Source organism: Alteromonas sp., from assembly GCF_984505615.1.
Window position 1 is genome coordinate 1 of sequence record NZ_CFHOXV010000015.1, and the last position, 15,192, is coordinate 15,192.

A 15,192-nucleotide genomic window follows, 5' to 3' on the forward strand; every position below is an offset into this window, starting at 1 on the left:
GTTCAATATTGGACGCCAGATATAATTTGGCAGTGTAAAGTAACTGCTGGTGAAGATAGACCTCACTGGTGTCCACATCCGTCGTCAGATAATAATCTCTGGCGGGTTCATCCTGACCGGCCTGTACCGGAATCACGTTTACCGTCAAAGGTTTTGTTTGCTTTCCTTCTACAGTCAGCGCAGGGATCGTAAAGTTACCTTCACCACGGGGAAACAGAGTAGTCGTCCAGGTAACGGTTTCTTCTTTATCAAAGTTGATAATACGTGTTTGTGTGCTCACCGATGTGCGGCCAACCACAAAGTCTTTCAGTAAGGGGGAGCTGTCGAACGCTTCCCTGGCAGGATCACCCTGAGCGGTGACAGTTAATTGTATCGCTTCGTCCACCATCACCGGATTTTTATCAATAGTTGCTTCAACCCGGGTGACGTCAGCCAGTGCCGGAGGTGCCAGGCACAGAAAGAGAAAGATTGAAAAGAGAGATTGTTTCATTACCACTCGCTCCGGTTTGATGGCGGTCCCTGACGACGTCGTTGTTGTGCTTCAAGTTGCATTTTGCGTTTAAGCAGAAATGCAGGATCATCAGGGATCTTCTTCATCAAATTATCCAAACGTTGCATTTTTTCTTTTTCTTCGTCTGTCAGTTCGCCGGTCTGAGCCTGCGCTGACTGATTTTGTTGCTGTTGATCACCTTCATCTGCCTGTGCAGGAGACTGTGACTCGCTATCTTCGTTTTCTGCTTCCTGACCGTCAGCTTGTTCATTCTGTTGTTCCTGGCCGGGCGACTGAGACTCTTCATTGCGATTTTCGCTCTGCTGAACCTCTCCTTTACCGCCTTGCTGTTGCTGGTCACCGGAAGACTGTGACTGATCGTTCTGTTGCTGTTCGTCGCTGCCGTTATTCTCATCATTCTGACCCTGCTGGCCGTCCTGAGGCTGCTGGTTACCCCCGTTCTGATCCTGCTGGTCCTGGTTTTGTTGCTGGTTTTGCTGTTCCTGCTGTTGTTTTTCCTGTTCCTGTTTCATTTGCTCAAGCAGGGCTTTATTGGCTTTCGCATCAGCATGTTCCGGATCCCGCTTTAATACCTCATCGTAACGGGCAATGGCGTCATCCAGCTTCCCCAGTTGCGCCAGTGCATTGCCCTGGTTGTACACGGCATCTGTACTGTTTGAGCGGGAAAATGCATCCAGTGCCTGCTCATAATTACCGGACTCATAAGCTGCTGCACCTTGCCATTCCGCAGATTTGAAGGTATCTGCAGCGGTATTAAAGTTGCCTGCGTCGTATTCTTTTGCGCCCTGCTGGTCGGCATTCAGAAACGGCGTTTCATACCAGGAAGTTACCGGCGTTTCTGCTTCCGGTTCCCCGTCTGTGACCGGCCCGCCGGCCTGTGCAAAGGCCGGTTGTGGCGTGGCAACAAGCAAAGGAACCAGTAATAGGGTGAGTATTACTCCGCGACGGAAAGCGTAAGCGGCAAAGGGTAAAATCAACAACAACAGCCAGGGACCCAGCTCTGCCCACTGATCGCCATCCTGAGACGTTTGTTCTCCGGTTTCTTCTGCATTGTTGTGCAGTAAATTCCGGCCTGTAAGACGTTTAATATCACTGTCGCCTGCAGACAGCTTGCTGTATGCACCGCCTGATGCACCGGCGAGATTCTGCAGCTGCTGACCCCGTAGTTTTGGGATAACAATCTGACCGCGCTGATCTTTTAATAACTGCCCGTCAAGCTGACGGATTGGCGCACCTTCCTCCGTGCCCACACCTAAAATATTCACCGTATAAGGCAACTCACTGATAAGAGAGCGCAGATCCTGAGCCTGTGGCAGGGTAATACCGTCGGTCAGCCAGTAAATATTCCCTTGCTGATAGCCGGCGTTTTGCAGCAAGTCTGCCGCTTCCTGAATGCCCCGGTAAGGATCACTGCCGGCGACAGGCATAATCTCAGGGCTTAATCCGGGTAACAGGGCAACCAGGTTGCCGGCATCCGCAGTCAGCGGACTGATAGTGAATGCATCACCGGCGTAGGCGACCAGTCCCGTTTCGCCTTCATCAATGCTGTTTATCAGATCAATGGCTTTATATTTGGCACGGGTTAATCTGTCCGGCGAAACATCGGTTGCACGCATCGACAGCGACATATCAATGACAACAACATGGCCTTCCTGCACCTGAAAAACAGGCTGGGGCAAACGCTCCCAAACCGGTCCTGCAAGGGCAACCACACAGATAAACCAGCACAAAGCAAGAAGACTGAGCGGAGCCTGCTTTCCTGCAACGGCTTTGCCGGCAATAAGATGCTTATAAAGATGAGATGGGATAACACTTTGCCAGCCTGACTGACTGCGGCGATATTGCCTGATAAGCATTATCAGCAGACACAGGGGGAGCAGGGCGACAAACCATTCCGGGCGGAGAAAATGAAAATCGTGAACAGGAAAATTCATGCTTGTCCTCCTGCGCGTGTACGGCCGTTTACCCGGTACCAGATATTTTTAAAGCAATATAGCAGCGCCGGTAATACTGTTAACAGTAAGGCCAGCGATAAGGGATAAAAGAACAGGGCAGTGCGTGGACGGAGTTTTCTTGCTTCCCCTTCGACGGGTTCAAGTTTGTCCAGCGTCTCATAAATACTATTCAGTTCCTGTGCATTGCGGGCACGGAAATACTGACCACCGGTAGATTCCGCAAGATCGGTGAGCATATCTTCGTCCAGCTCCTGAGAAGGGTTGACCTGACGGCTGCCAAAAAAGCTGCGGATGAGCATTTTATCTGCCCCGACGCCGATTGTATAAACCGTCGCGCCGCTCTCAATTGCCAACTCTTTAGCTTGCTCCGGTGTAATATTTCCTGCCGTATTCTGACCGTCGGTCAGCAGAATCACCACTTTGTTAGAGTCTTCACGTTTTTTAAAACGTTTTACCGCAAGACCTATCGCATCGCCGATAGCCGTTTGCTCCCCGACCAGACCAATGACAGATTCATCCAGCAGGGTAGCAACGGTTTGACGGTCGTAGGTAAGCGGTGCCTGAAGGTAAGCGGTGTCTGCAAACAGAATTAAACCGAGACGGTCGCCGACACGGCGTTCAATAAAATCGTGGAGGACAGATTTTATCATGACCAGGCGGTTCACCTGACGGCCGTTAACTTCCATATCATCAATTTTCATACTGCCGGACAAGTCCACCGCGAGCATTAATTCCCGGCCTTCATTGGGGATACTCACCGGTTCGCCCAGCCATTGGGGGCGGGCAGCGGCGCAGACCAGTAAGGTCCAGCTTAAGACGGCAATGAGCGTCAGCCACCGGGAGCGCCCGGGTTTATTCACAGCGCTTTCGCTACCCGGAATTAATGCGGGCACTTTAAGTGCCGCGCCCTGTGAGCGCGGCTGAGCCGGAAGCAACATAAATAATAAAGGTAACGGAAGGGCGAACCATGCCCACCACCATGCAAATTCAAACATTGCGGGCTGACTCCTTTACAGAACTGCGTAAAGAAAAGGTATAAATACGCGCTTTTCGCACCCATAACAGGGCAGCGGATTTCATCGCTTCTGCCTGGTCCGGTGTGACGCCTTGCGGACGGTACATGTTACTGTTCGCCGGTGAAAATCCTGCGGTAAATGATGCGCGTTCTTTTTCGGGCAGGGCTGTCGTTAAGTAATTTAGCCATTCTTCTCCCGACCTGGATGAAGCCATTGCCTTTTCATCATAATGACGGCTGACCCGCTTCAGGATGGCATTGATATTTGCCGGGGCAGTGCTTACTTGCGTATCTGTGCTGGCAAGGAGGGTGAGGGCTTCCCGTTTCGCACCGGTAAACCTGCGTTGTTTCCGCCACATGATTCCGGCACTGATAAGAATAATAAGTACAACAGCAATCAGTGCCCACCAACCCCAGGCAAGCGGCCACGCGCTGACGTCAGCCGGTGTGTGAATAGCTTTTAACTGATCTAACGGATTTTGTCCGGCAGGAGGTGTCATCGTGGCTGCCTCCCCAGCATTTCAAGCTGCTGCTCCAGGGGTAAACCGGCGGAAACCTGGCTGAATTTGATCATTTTCGACTGGAAGAAGCTTTCAATACCCGTTCTTACTTCTCCCCGCCACTGACTGTATTTCTTACCCAGGGACTTATCGCCCAGCAGCCAGCTTTGTTCATCTGCGCCATTGGTCACGCTGACTTGCTGAGATACCGCTACGTCGGGCAGATGGGTATCCATGGGATCGCCCACGCGGATAGCATGTACGTCGCAATGTCTGGCAAGATGACTGAGGGGCTGTTCTGCGCCTTGCTGCAGGTTTTCAAAATCGGAAATTAAATAAACCAGGCTGCCCGGTCTGGCTAAACGGCGTAGCCTGAGGCAGGCATCTGAAAATGCCTGTGACGTCTGTGTGTCTTTTTGAGCTGCCCCCTGCTGCACGCGGATCAACTCATGACACAGAGATAACACAGCACGCTGACGGGAAAGTGGCTTGCATTCCCGGTGCATGGTGTCGTTAAAAATAAATGCACCGACTTTATCGCCCCGTGCGGCGGCAGACCAGCTCAGCAGGGCGGCGATATGGGCAGCCTGTACAGATTTCAGCAGCAACTGACTACCAAACTGCATGCCGGCGGTTAAATCGCATAAAATAAATACCGGCCGTTCCCGCTCTTCACGGTATATTTTCGTGTGGGTTTTGCCGGTGCGGGCGGTGACCCGCCAGTCAATAGCACGGATATCGTCGCCCGGCTGGTAATGTCTGGCTTCATCAAACTCCATGCCGCGGCCTTTGTGCCGGCTCAGGTATCCACCGGACATCAGTGCCCGGGGCGGTGTAGCCGGTTTCAGATTTAGCAGTTTGGTTAGTTGCTGGTAACGGATCAACTCACTCAGCGACAGATTTACCCCGTCGCTTTTCAGTGCCGCCAGCGTATCATGTACGGCGTTCATCAGCTTAAGGTACTGCCACCAGGTTTAAAATGTTGTCCAGTACCTGATCCACGGTAATGCCTTCCGCTTCGGCTTCGTAAGACAAAATAATCCGGTGACGTAACACATTATGCGCCACAGCCTGAATGTCGTCCGGCCCGACAAAATCACGTCCGGCAAGCCAGGCGTGGGCACGGGCACAGCGGTCAAGGGCAATGGTGGCCCGCGGGCTTACGCCAAATTCTATCCAGTTCGCCATTTTTGTATCAAACGCTTCAGGCGTACGGGTGGCCATAACGATCTGAACAAGGTATTGCTCCAGTTCCGGTGCCATATATAAAGACAAGGCAGCATTTCTGGCAGTGAATATATCCTGCTGGCTCAGAGAAGGTGGCGCTACGGTGGCTTTTTTCAGCTCTTCATCCCGGGTTAGGCGCAGAATCGACAGCTCAGTATCAGCGCCCGGGTAATCAATACTCACGTGCATCAGGAAGCGGTCAAGTTGAGCTTCCGGCAACGGGTAGGTTCCTTCCTGCTCGAGGGGGTTTTGTGTGGCCATGACAAGGAACAGAGGGGGTAACGCATAAGTTTTATTCCCTACTGTAATTTGACGTTCGGCCATGGCTTCTAACAGCGCAGACTGCACTTTGGCAGGCGCCCGGTTAATTTCGTCAGCCAGCACCAGGTTATGGAAAAGCGGGCCCTGCTGAAATACAAACTCACCGGTCTCAGGACGATAAATGTCTGTCCCGGTTAAATCTGCCGGTAACAGGTCAGGGGTAAACTGAACACGGTGGAAGTCGCCGTCAATACCATGAGCAAGTGCATTAATCGCCCGGGTTTTTGCCAGCCCCGGCGGGCCTTCAACCAGCATATGTCCATCGGCTAAAAGCGCAATCAACAGGCTTTTCGTCAGTTCACTCTGACCAATAATCTGGGAGTCTAAATAAGTATGAAGTTGTTGAAACTGCTCTGCAGACATAGTGATTTAATCCACTTTTATTTTTTGAAACCAGCGCACAATTACGTCGACCGGCTAACTGATCACTCAGTTGTACCTGTGTTCTGTGCAACCTTGCAAATGAACCGGTAGGGCAGACAACGCAATGCAATCTTTTACATAGCCGGATGAGTACTTATACATAATAAGGGCCGAATCCTGCGCTTCAAGCCACCGGCGTGAATTTATTGTATAGCCGTTAATGGGCTTTGTGATGTTCTTAAACTACATTAGTTTCAGGCTCTTGGATAAGCTGGCAATTTTTCAGGATGAACTGCCTGCAGGGGAAATTTGCTATTTTGTTCATTGTTTGTAAAAATCTAACTCTTTACAGGTCTGACCACTTAGGGTCATTTAATTCAGGTGCAACATGACAGCTAAACAATCAGTCACAACCCGTAACGGTGACAGAATCGCGATAGTCGCAGGATTACGTACGCCATTCGCGAAAATGGCAACGTATTTCCACGGTGTGCCCGCCGTTGATCTGGGCAAGATGGTGGTCAATGAACTGCTCATCCGTAATGGCGTATCACCGGAGCTGGTGGACCAGGTGGTGTACGGACAAGTTGTGCAAATGCCGGAAGCGCCCAACATTGCCCGCGAGATCGTTCTGGGTACTGGCATGAATGTGCACACCGACGCTTACAGTGTGTCCCGTGCCTGCGCCACCAGCTTTCAAAGCACGGTTAACATTGCAGAGAGCATGATGGCCGGTACCGTAGAAGTTGGTATTGCCGGTGGTGCCGATTCAACATCTGTATCGCCAATTGGTGTGTCGAAAAAACTTGCCCGTGCACTGGTGGATCTGCAAAAAGCAAAGACAGTCGGTCAGAAGTGGGCCATTGTTAAAAAGCTGGGATTGAAAGATTTAATGCCTGTCCCGCCAGCAGTTGCAGAATATTCTACAGGCTTGTCCATGGGGCAGACAGCAGAGCAGATGGCCAAGACTCACGGTATCTCACGACAGTCTCAGGATGAACTGGCACACCGTTCTCATTCTCTGGCGGCTGCAAGCTGGAATGAAGGTAAGCTGGATAACGAGGTAATGACGGCCTATGCAGAGCCGTTCAAAGGCGCGCTGGGTAAAGATAACAACGTTCGTTTTGACTCAAAGGTGGAAGGCTACGCCAAACTGCGCCCTGTATTTGATAAGAAATACGGTTCCGTTACAGCCGCTAACGCAACGCCGCTGACTGATGGTGCATCTGCAGTACTGATGATGACGGAAAGCAAAGCCAAAGCATTAGGCTACACCCCGTTAGGTTACATCCGCAGCTACGCCTTCGCAGCTATTGATGTGTGGGAAGATATGCTGATGGGACCATCTTATGCCACGCCAATGGCGCTGGACAGAGCCGGCATGTCGCTGAACGACCTTACATTGATTGAAATGCACGAGGCATTTGCAGCCCAGACACTGGCCAACGTGAAAATGTTTGCCAGCGACAAATTCGCTAAAGAAAAACTGGGTCGTGATAAAGCTACCGGCGAAATCGACATGGACAAATTTAACGTGATGGGCAGCTCTATCGCCTATGGTCACCCCTTTGCTGCTACCGGCACCCGGATGATCACCCAGATGTTGAATGAGTTACAGCGCCGTGGCGGCGGAAGCGGATTGCTGACAGCATGTGCTGCCGGTGGCTTAGGCGCAGCCATGATTGTGGAGACAGAATAATGAGCGAACAGGAAAATCAGGACGTGGTTATGAGTGATTCATCTGCCAAAGCATTTACCCTCACAAGACAGGACAATGGTGTTGCCATTCTGACGATGGATGTTCCGGGCGAGTCAATGAATACGCTGAAAGCGGCTTTCGGAGACGAAATTTCTGCGGTCCTTGATGAAATAGAGAGCGACAGCAGCATTAAAGGTGTTGTGCTGACAAGCGGAAAGCCTTCTTCCTTCGTTGCGGGGGCTGACATTACAATGCTTGCAGCCTGTGAAACTGAGGCTGATGCCAGAGCGCTGGCGGCCGGTGGTCAGGCTGTGTTTGATCGCATTGAGAATATGAAAGCTACTTTTGTTGCCGCTATTCATGGCCCTGCCCTGGGTGGTGGACTGGAACTGGCACTGGCTTGCCATTACCGTATTTGTACCGATTCACCTAAGACACAGCTGGGCTTACCAGAAGTTCAGTTAGGCTTGCTGCCCGGCAGTGGCGGAACCCAGCGGTTACCGCGCCTGATTGGTGTACAGCAGGCAATGAAAATGATGCTCACCGGCGCTCCGGCCCGTGCTAAGCAGGCGAAGAAATACGGTATTGTAGATGACATGGTGCCGCAAAGTGTATTGCTTGATGTGGCTGAACAATTTGCGCTTAAAGCAAAGCCACACCGTGATGCCCCGCAAAAAGGCCTGGTGAATAAAGCACTGGAACAAAATCGTTTCGGCCGTAATCTTTTGTTTAAGAAAGCCAGAGAGCAGACTTTTGCGAAAACAAAAGGTAACTATCCGGCACCGGCGATGATCATTGATGTCATTGAAACCGGTCTGAATGACGGTATGAAAGCCGGGCTTAATGCAGAAGCTGATGCCTTCGGTAAGCTGGTGATGACACCGGAGTCATTCCAGTTGCGTCAAATTTTCTTCGCCACCACTGAGATGAAGAAAGAACATGGTGTGGAAGGCGTGAAGCCTGCCAAAGTGCATAAAACCGGTGTACTCGGCGGTGGCCTGATGGGCGGCGGTATTGCTTATGTAACGGCAACCAAAGCCGGTGTCCCTGCACGGATAAAAGATGTTCGTGAGGAAGGTATCGCCAATGCGATGAAGTACAGCTACGACATTCTTAACAAGAAAGTGAAAAAGCGCTTCATGCTGAAAAGTGAAATGCAAAAACAGCTTTCCTTACTCACCGGAAGTCTTGACTACCGTGGTTTTCAGGACGCTGATATTGTGATTGAAGCGGTATTTGAAGATCTTGCTCTGAAGCAACAGATGGTGGCTGATGTTGAAGCCAACTGCAAAGCTGAAACGATTTTCGCTTCAAATACATCCTCCATTCCGATCACCGACATTGCTGCGAAGGCACAACGGCCGGAGAATGTTATTGGCCTGCATTACTTCTCTCCGGTAGACAAAATGCCGCTTGCGGAAGTTATCGCTCATGACAAAACGTCAGACGAGACTATTTCAACCACCGTAGAGTTTGCCCGCAAGCAGGGGAAAACCCCGGTTGTGGTGAAGGACGGGGCGGGGTTCTATGTGAACCGTATTCTTGCTCCTTATATGAACGAAGCGGCCTGTTTACTGCTGGCTGGTGAGCCGGTGGAGTATATCGATAAGTCGCTGGTGAAGTTTGGTTTCCCTGTGGGGCCGGTTAAGTTACTGGACGAAGTCGGCATTGACGTCGGGACCAAGATTATTCCGTTTCTGGTTGAACAGTTTGGCAGCCGTTTCGAAGCGCCTGCGGCATTTGACAAAGTGCTGGCTGATGACCGTAAAGGGAAAAAGAATGGCAAAGGCTTTTATTTGTACGAAGGTAAGAAACCCGGTAAGGAAGTGGATGAATCCATTTATGCCGTGCTTGGTGTGACCCCGTCGAAGAAACTCAGCGAAAGGGCCATCGCGGAACGCTGTGTTCTGATGATGCTGAATGAAGCTGCACGTTGTCTGGACGAAGGTGTGATACGCAGTGCCCGCGACGGCGATATCGGGGCAATCTTTGGTATCGGCTTTCCGCCATTCCTTGGAGGTCCGTTCCGCTACATGGACACATTAGGACTGGATACCGTAGTCAACAAGCTGACACAACTGGCGGGCAGTGTTGATCCGAAATTCACTCCGGCTGAATGTTTAAAGGAAATGGCAAAAGAAAACAAAACGTTTTACTGATGTTTTTATAATGTTAAAAAGTCGGGCTTTTCCCGACTTTTTTGTTTTAAGCGGTGTTTTAACTGGCTTTCGTGGTCAAAATAAGTACACTGCAACCGGTTTGGTTATTTTGTAGTCAATTTTTTGGCGTAGTTAATCAAGAGGTTATTTTTCCTATGATGGTTTTTCTGGCTTTAATGGTGTTTGGGGGTTGTGCTGCGGGATATTACGTTGCAGCAATGAAAGCCGGAATGAATGCGAAACGCTGGGCAGTAGGTGGTTTATTACTGGGGCCGGCACTTTTCCCGCTGTTTAATATGAAGCGGTACTTACTGTGGCGTGAAATTGCAGGGTATCGCGGACCAGTGTTTGCCGCTTAGCCTTAAAAGGCTCAGAATCGCCTTCCGTGGCGAATTTCAGGCATAAAAAAAGTCAGACTGTTCTGACTTTTTTTGTGTGCTGAACAAAATTTTAGTTCAGGTCACAAGCGTTCAGGTGTGTACAAGGTTTCATCTTCTGAAACTGCGTAGTGGCTTCCTGTTGTTTCTCAACAGGCTTGGCGCCTTCTTCTACAGTGACAGGTGCAGTTGTGGAAAGTGCTAGTGCTACAGCGGCTGCTTTTAACATTATAAATATCCTCTGATTTTTTATTTGAACAAACAACACCGTTCTCGCCGGTGCACCAGAGATATAGCTATATGCGTGCCAACCTAAACCTTTAGTAGTATGAAAGTTTTAAAACTCTTATTTTTCAGTAAGTTAAATATGTTGTTTTTAAATTGAATTTTGATGGTGCCAGAAAAAAAGATTTGCAATAAATTAAGATGTGTACTACGCCTTATTTTTGACGCAGGGGAGATCAGTAAGAATTCTGACCGATGAGGTTGTAAAGCTTTTGATTTTCCTGAAGTAATTTCTCAAATCGTTCAGCATTCAGTGGTTTTGAGTACAAATAACCCTGTAACATTTCACATTCGTAGCGACGTAAAATCGTCAGTTGTTTTTCCTGTTCCACACCTTCAGCGACCACTTTTAGCCCCAGATTATGGGCAATATTGATGATAGCGGCAGCCATATGCCGGTCTGTGCTGCTTTCTGCAATGTCGTCAATAAACGCTTTATCGATTTTCAGTGTATTCAGCGGGAAGCGCTTAAGATACGCTAATGAAGAATAGCCTGTTCCGAAGTCATCCAGTGCCAGGTGAATGCCCCGGTCCCGCAGACGCTTCATCATTTCCAGACCCTGGTCCGGATTCTCCATCAGCGTGCCTTCGGTAATTTCACACTCCAGATGAAGAGGGGATAACCCTACTTCCTTCAGGATCTGCTCAATCCGGTCGTCCAGGTTTGGCAACTCAAACTGCTTGGCAGAAATATTCACCGCTACACGGCCGGAGAACAAGCCGGCGTTAACCCAGCGTTTGGTATCTGCACAGGCCTTACGCAGTACCTGTTCACCAATTTCGACTATTTGTCCGGTTTGTTCTGCCAGCGGAATAAACTGCCCCGGACTGACAATCCCCTTTTGCGGGTGTTCAAAGCGCACCAGGGCTTCCATACTCACCAGCTTACCCGAGGCAATATCAACTTTAGGCTGGTAATAAACCGTGAACAGATCGTCTTTAATGCCCTGACGGATCAGGTTTTCTATCTGCAACTGACGCACAGCATTTTGGTTCATTTCACCACTGAAGAACTTATAGGTATTACCACCATTGTTTTTCGCAAAGTACATAGCAGTATCTGCGTTTTTCAGCATTTCCTGCGGTGTTTTACCGTCATCAGGATAAAAGGCGATGCCGATACTGGCACCAAGTACAAATTCCTGCTTATTAATAATGAAAGGCCGTGACAGATTATCCAGAATGTCCTGTGCATAATGGGTAATAGTGTGGATGTCTGCCTGATCTTCCATCAGAACACTGAATTCATCACCGCCAAGACGGTAACAGGTTGCCGTAGTGCCGGTAATACGCTGTAAGCGCTTGGCGATTTGCTTAATCAGCACGTCGCCGGTCTGGTGGCCAAGGGAATCATTAATCTTCTTAAAGTTGTCCATGTCCAGACAGAGCAGGGTATGAGACGCTGCTTTACGGACCAGGTTTTGATGGCTGGCCTGGAAGAAAGAGCGGTTGGGGAGCTCTGTCAGCGGGTCGGTATTCGCCAGCTTCAGCAATTCTTTTTCTGTGCTCTTACGGGATGTGATGTCAGAGAATACACCCACAAAATGACTGATACGGCCATCGTCATCATGTACGGCATCGATATTCAGTTCCATCTCGTAACGCTCACCGTTCACCCGCGCTGATTCGACCTCGCCAAACCAGTTACCTTTGGTGCGCAATGTTTTCTTAATTTCTTCAGTAAAGGCATCCGGATACTGGTTAAAGTACATGTACGAAGCCAGTGCCTGATCACGGCTTTCTCCGGTATAACCGCAATAGGCGTTATTGACCGAGATGTAACGGAAATTGGTGTCGGTAATGAATACCCCTTCGGAGATATTCTCAATAGACCGTTTGAACAGGTTTAACTGTTCTTCTGCTTCTTTCAGGTGATGAATGTTTTTCAGCGTACCCGTCATCCGCATGGGTTGCTGATTATGATCACGCTGTACCACCTTGCCGCGGTCGAGTACCCAAATCCACGAGTTAGAGAAAGTTTTCGCCCGGTAGGCCAGCTCATAAAATTCAGATTTACCTTCCAGATGGGCTTTTAAGGCTTCCTGAACACGCATGACATCATTAGGATGAATATTGGCATCATAAGCACTGGACGTACGGATGTTGTCCTGAGGGAAATCCAGCGTGCCCCATGTGTTGGCACGATAAACCTGACCACGGTAAACGTCCCAGTCCCAGAGTTCATCGCCGGAGCTCCACAGGGTAAGTTTCAGCCGTTCTTCCGACTCTTGTATAGCCCGCTGTCCCTGCTTGCGTAACTGGTACTGGCGCAGAATGTAAAAGAGTACCGAAAGTGCTATAAAGGCGTAAAACACCAGTGCTGCACTGTGTAACCAGAAAGGCCGGCCAACAGATATTTTAAAGCTGGTGCTGTCAGACCAGGTTTTATCCCCTTCCTTGGCCTGCACTTCAAAGACATAATTGCCGAAAGGCACATTACTGAATTGTGCCAGTCGGCTACCATCAGTAGGGAACCAGTCGTCTACATTCCCTGCCATGCGATAACGGTAAATCACATCTTCAGGAGTGACCGGATTAATCAGTCCGAAAGTGATACTGAAACGGGATTGTTCGTAATCGAGATGATACTCCGATTTCTCTAGGATACTGGTATTGGTTGACTTAGCTTCATTCTCCGAATCATTCAGAGTTGTGGACCCAAAAATTTTCAAATCAAATAGATGTGGCGGTCTGGTTTGAGAGTTATCAATTAACTCTTTGTCTATAAAAGACTTAGTTAAAATATTAAACCCTTTTGAACCCGCAAAAACCAATGCTTCATCAGAGGTTAGTATTGCAGCCCTCTCACTAAACTCGTTATAACCCAATGATTCTCTGGAAATATTGTCTTTGGATTCAAGAGTGAACAAATCCACTCTCGTGATCCCCAGTTGATTTGTATACCACACTGAACTGTCACGGCCCTGAGCAGAAAATGTTACTCCTGCATCCTGAACAACTTGTTGCCTGCCTTCTATTTCAAGACTATTGGCATTTATTTTAATGACGCCATTATAGAACGTGGTGACCCAGTAGAAGTTACGCCAGTAATATACATTCATGGCTCTGAAACTTCTGTCAGAAGGGTCCTTTATTTCTTTAACGATTTTACTGAGTGCCGGATCAAATACTAAAATTTTGTCTGGAGTTGAAATCCAAAGTCTGCGCTCATTATCAGAAAATAACGGAACCAGAATCGTTTCCGTATACGGCACCTGATATGTGGTCATTAATTCTTCTGGATAACCAATATGTTCGGAATTTCCTAGAGTTGATGTTGGTATAGAGACTAATTGACCATCGTCGAGACTAAGCCAAACAAATTGACCATCGTAAAACAAGCTTTCGACGACGCTTCCCTTTAGAAATACTGTCAATAAATGTAATTTGCCATTTATTAGTTCATAAATGTAAATTCCATCCGTACTGGCTACCCAAAAATAACCATTTTCGTCAATTACCAGGTCCCAGTAATTATTTTTATTATCAATTGCGTAGTAGTCAATGGTGCCAAGATCACGATCAAACTTACCCAAACCTTCATTTTGCGTGACAAACCATAAATCACCATTCGCATCTTCATCGATGGCCCAGATGGTTGAAATAACGGAAGCTTTCTGAAATTCTTTTCTGTTTTCAAACGTGCGGACAGCACTAAGTTTTGGCTGGTATCTGAACAAACCGGAGTAGGTGCCTACCCACACACTGCCATTGCTGTCAGCCTGAATAGAAAAGATAATTTTTTGGGTCAAGCCGGTAAGTTCTGCGCTTTTCTGGCCTGCTGCGATGAATTGTCTTTTCCTGAGGTCATAGATAGCCAGTCCTTTGTGAGTACCTATCCAGACGATATCTCCGACCTGCGTGAATGTAGACGTGGTAGATAGTTTAACTGGCTGGTTGTCTTCTGAATTGCCCAAATAAGAGATTTCGCCGTTATTGGCAATCTTTGTAATTCCATCCCCCGTTGCCAGCCAGTATTCCCCGTCGATAACCTTGATGTCATGTACACGGCTTTGAGCGACTGAATAACCATAAGGATTCACTTTTGAAAGCGGGAATATCTGGTCACTGTTTTTATTCAGAATGAAAGCGCCGTGGTTCTTTGTTCCTATCCATAAACGGTGTGCTTCATTATAAATTACCAGCATATCATCGGGTAACTTTGTGCCACGAAAAGCCGGGATCAATACCTTACCATCGGGTTGCAGGCGGTAAATTTCGTCATAGGTACTGACAAGCAAGCGACCGTTTTCGTCTGCTATTATTTTTCTGATGTATTTAGATTTTGACGTATTGGCTTCAAAAGCGATGACAGTAAAGTCGTCAGTTTGAGCATTGTATTTCGCCAGGCCCTGGTCCGTGCCTACCCAAAGCGTGCCGCTATCGTCGATAAACAGATCGTTTATCCATGTCGAAGGCAGAGAGCGGGGATTTGAAGTCTGAGGGTGATACTGTTTAGCACCTTCTGAATAACCGGTATAACGGTGCAGGCCGGTGAGTGTGGCAATCCACAAGCTTCCGTTCTTGTCTTCAACAATATCCAGAATGCTATGGTCTGAAATACCATCTTTTTGCGAGATATTCTGGAAGTAAATGTCTGTGATTGATACAGCCTTACTCTCCGCACAGAGCAAATACCCCGGCAGCAGAATGCAGCTGACAAAAATCCAGATTAAGGTTGAGCGCACCAATACACCTTTGGCCGTATTATTTTATCGTTTTAATTACGTTTATTATCGGCAGCATCCATTCAAACCGAAGGTTCAATATGCCGAAATCA

The 15,192-nt window shown here is 48.6% G+C and carries 11 protein-coding genes; 3 read left to right on the top strand and 8 right to left on the bottom strand.

From position 1 onward, the window contains the following. From AC4PME_RS10445 to AC4PME_RS10470, 6 genes are all read right to left on the bottom strand, one after another. Positions 1 to 490 (bottom strand): BatD family protein (locus tag AC4PME_RS10445; RefSeq protein ID WP_491529587.1); only part of this gene is annotated, 490 nt, incomplete at its 3' end. Next, a complete protein-coding gene (locus AC4PME_RS10450) occupies positions 490 to 2,445 on the bottom strand; it encodes a vWA domain-containing protein (RefSeq protein ID WP_491529588.1) in 1,956 nt (651 codons plus the stop codon). The genes AC4PME_RS10445 and AC4PME_RS10450, both read right to left, overlap by 1 nt. Then, entirely contained in the window at positions 2,442 to 3,461 is a 1,020-nt protein-coding gene (locus AC4PME_RS10455; RefSeq protein WP_119500765.1) for a vWA domain-containing protein, read from the bottom strand. The genes AC4PME_RS10450 and AC4PME_RS10455 overlap by 4 nt, the downstream gene beginning before the upstream one ends. After that, the gene (locus tag AC4PME_RS10460) at positions 3,454 to 3,981 is read right to left on the bottom strand and encodes a DUF4381 domain-containing protein (RefSeq protein ID WP_491529589.1); all 528 of its coding nucleotides are present in this window, start codon (positions 3,979 to 3,981) and stop codon (positions 3,454 to 3,456) included. Before AC4PME_RS10460 ends, AC4PME_RS10455 begins: the two co-directional genes overlap by 8 nt. Continuing rightward, the gene (locus AC4PME_RS10465) at positions 3,978 to 4,931 is read right to left on the bottom strand and encodes a DUF58 domain-containing protein (RefSeq protein WP_491045866.1); all 954 of its coding nucleotides are present in this window, start codon (positions 4,929 to 4,931) and stop codon (positions 3,978 to 3,980) included. Before AC4PME_RS10465 ends, AC4PME_RS10460 begins: the two co-directional genes overlap by 4 nt. Positions 4,932 to 4,935: 4 nt before the next feature. Beyond that, positions 4,936 to 5,892 carry an AAA family ATPase gene (locus AC4PME_RS10470; protein WP_491045865.1) on the bottom strand — a complete coding sequence of 319 codons (957 nt, stop codon included), beginning with the start codon at positions 5,890 to 5,892 and terminating at the stop codon, positions 4,936 to 4,938. A 388-nt stretch (positions 5,893 to 6,280) separates the two neighbouring features. Between AC4PME_RS10470 and fadI the strand changes: the two genes are divergently transcribed. From fadI to AC4PME_RS10485, 3 genes are all read left to right on the top strand, one after another. Further along, positions 6,281 to 7,591 carry an acetyl-CoA C-acyltransferase FadI gene (gene fadI / locus AC4PME_RS10475; protein WP_491045864.1) on the top strand — a complete coding sequence of 437 codons (1,311 nt, stop codon included), beginning with the start codon at positions 6,281 to 6,283 and terminating at the stop codon, positions 7,589 to 7,591. After that, the gene (gene fadJ / locus AC4PME_RS10480) at positions 7,591 to 9,750 is read left to right on the top strand and encodes a fatty acid oxidation complex subunit alpha FadJ (RefSeq protein WP_491045863.1); all 2,160 of its coding nucleotides are present in this window, start codon (positions 7,591 to 7,593) and stop codon (positions 9,748 to 9,750) included. Before fadI ends, fadJ begins: the two co-directional genes overlap by 1 nt. Positions 9,751 to 9,905: 155 nt before the next feature. Beyond that, positions 9,906 to 10,109 carry a hypothetical protein gene (locus AC4PME_RS10485; protein WP_491045862.1) on the top strand — a complete coding sequence of 68 codons (204 nt, stop codon included), beginning with the start codon at positions 9,906 to 9,908 and terminating at the stop codon, positions 10,107 to 10,109. A gap of 91 nt (positions 10,110 to 10,200) precedes the next feature. Here AC4PME_RS10485 and AC4PME_RS10490 read toward each other — a convergent pair whose 3' ends face one another. Further along, complete coding sequence (locus AC4PME_RS10490) at positions 10,201 to 10,356, bottom strand: hypothetical protein (RefSeq protein ID WP_491045861.1); 156 nt, start codon at positions 10,354 to 10,356, stop codon at positions 10,201 to 10,203. A gap of 232 nt (positions 10,357 to 10,588) precedes the next feature. Beyond that, positions 10,589 to 15,100, bottom strand: a complete 4,512-nt coding sequence (locus AC4PME_RS10495) for an EAL domain-containing protein (RefSeq protein WP_491045860.1) — start codon at positions 15,098 to 15,100, stop codon at positions 10,589 to 10,591. Between the last annotated feature and the right edge of the window lie 92 nt (positions 15,101 to 15,192).

Coding starts and splice junctions, on each gene's coding strand:
- AC4PME_RS10460 (WP_491529589.1), bottom strand. CDS start 3,981: ATGACACCTCCTGCCGGACAAAATCCGTTAGATCAGTTAAAAGCTATT.
- AC4PME_RS10455 (WP_119500765.1), bottom strand. CDS start 3,461: ATGTTTGAATTTGCATGGTGGTGGGCATGGTTCGCCCTTCCGTTACCT.
- AC4PME_RS10470 (WP_491045865.1), bottom strand. CDS start 5,892: ATGTCTGCAGAGCAGTTTCAACAACTTCATACTTATTTAGACTCCCAG.
- AC4PME_RS10485 (WP_491045862.1), top strand. CDS start 9,906: ATGATGGTTTTTCTGGCTTTAATGGTGTTTGGGGGTTGTGCTGCGGGA.
- fadJ (WP_491045863.1), top strand. CDS start 7,591: ATGAGCGAACAGGAAAATCAGGACGTGGTTATGAGTGATTCATCTGCC.
- AC4PME_RS10490 (WP_491045861.1), bottom strand. CDS start 10,356: ATGTTAAAAGCAGCCGCTGTAGCACTAGCACTTTCCACAACTGCACCT.
- AC4PME_RS10465 (WP_491045866.1), bottom strand. CDS start 4,931: ATGAACGCCGTACATGATACGCTGGCGGCACTGAAAAGCGACGGGGTA.
- AC4PME_RS10450 (WP_491529588.1), bottom strand. CDS start 2,445: ATGAATTTTCCTGTTCACGATTTTCATTTTCTCCGCCCGGAATGGTTT.
- fadI (WP_491045864.1), top strand. CDS start 6,281: ATGACAGCTAAACAATCAGTCACAACCCGTAACGGTGACAGAATCGCG.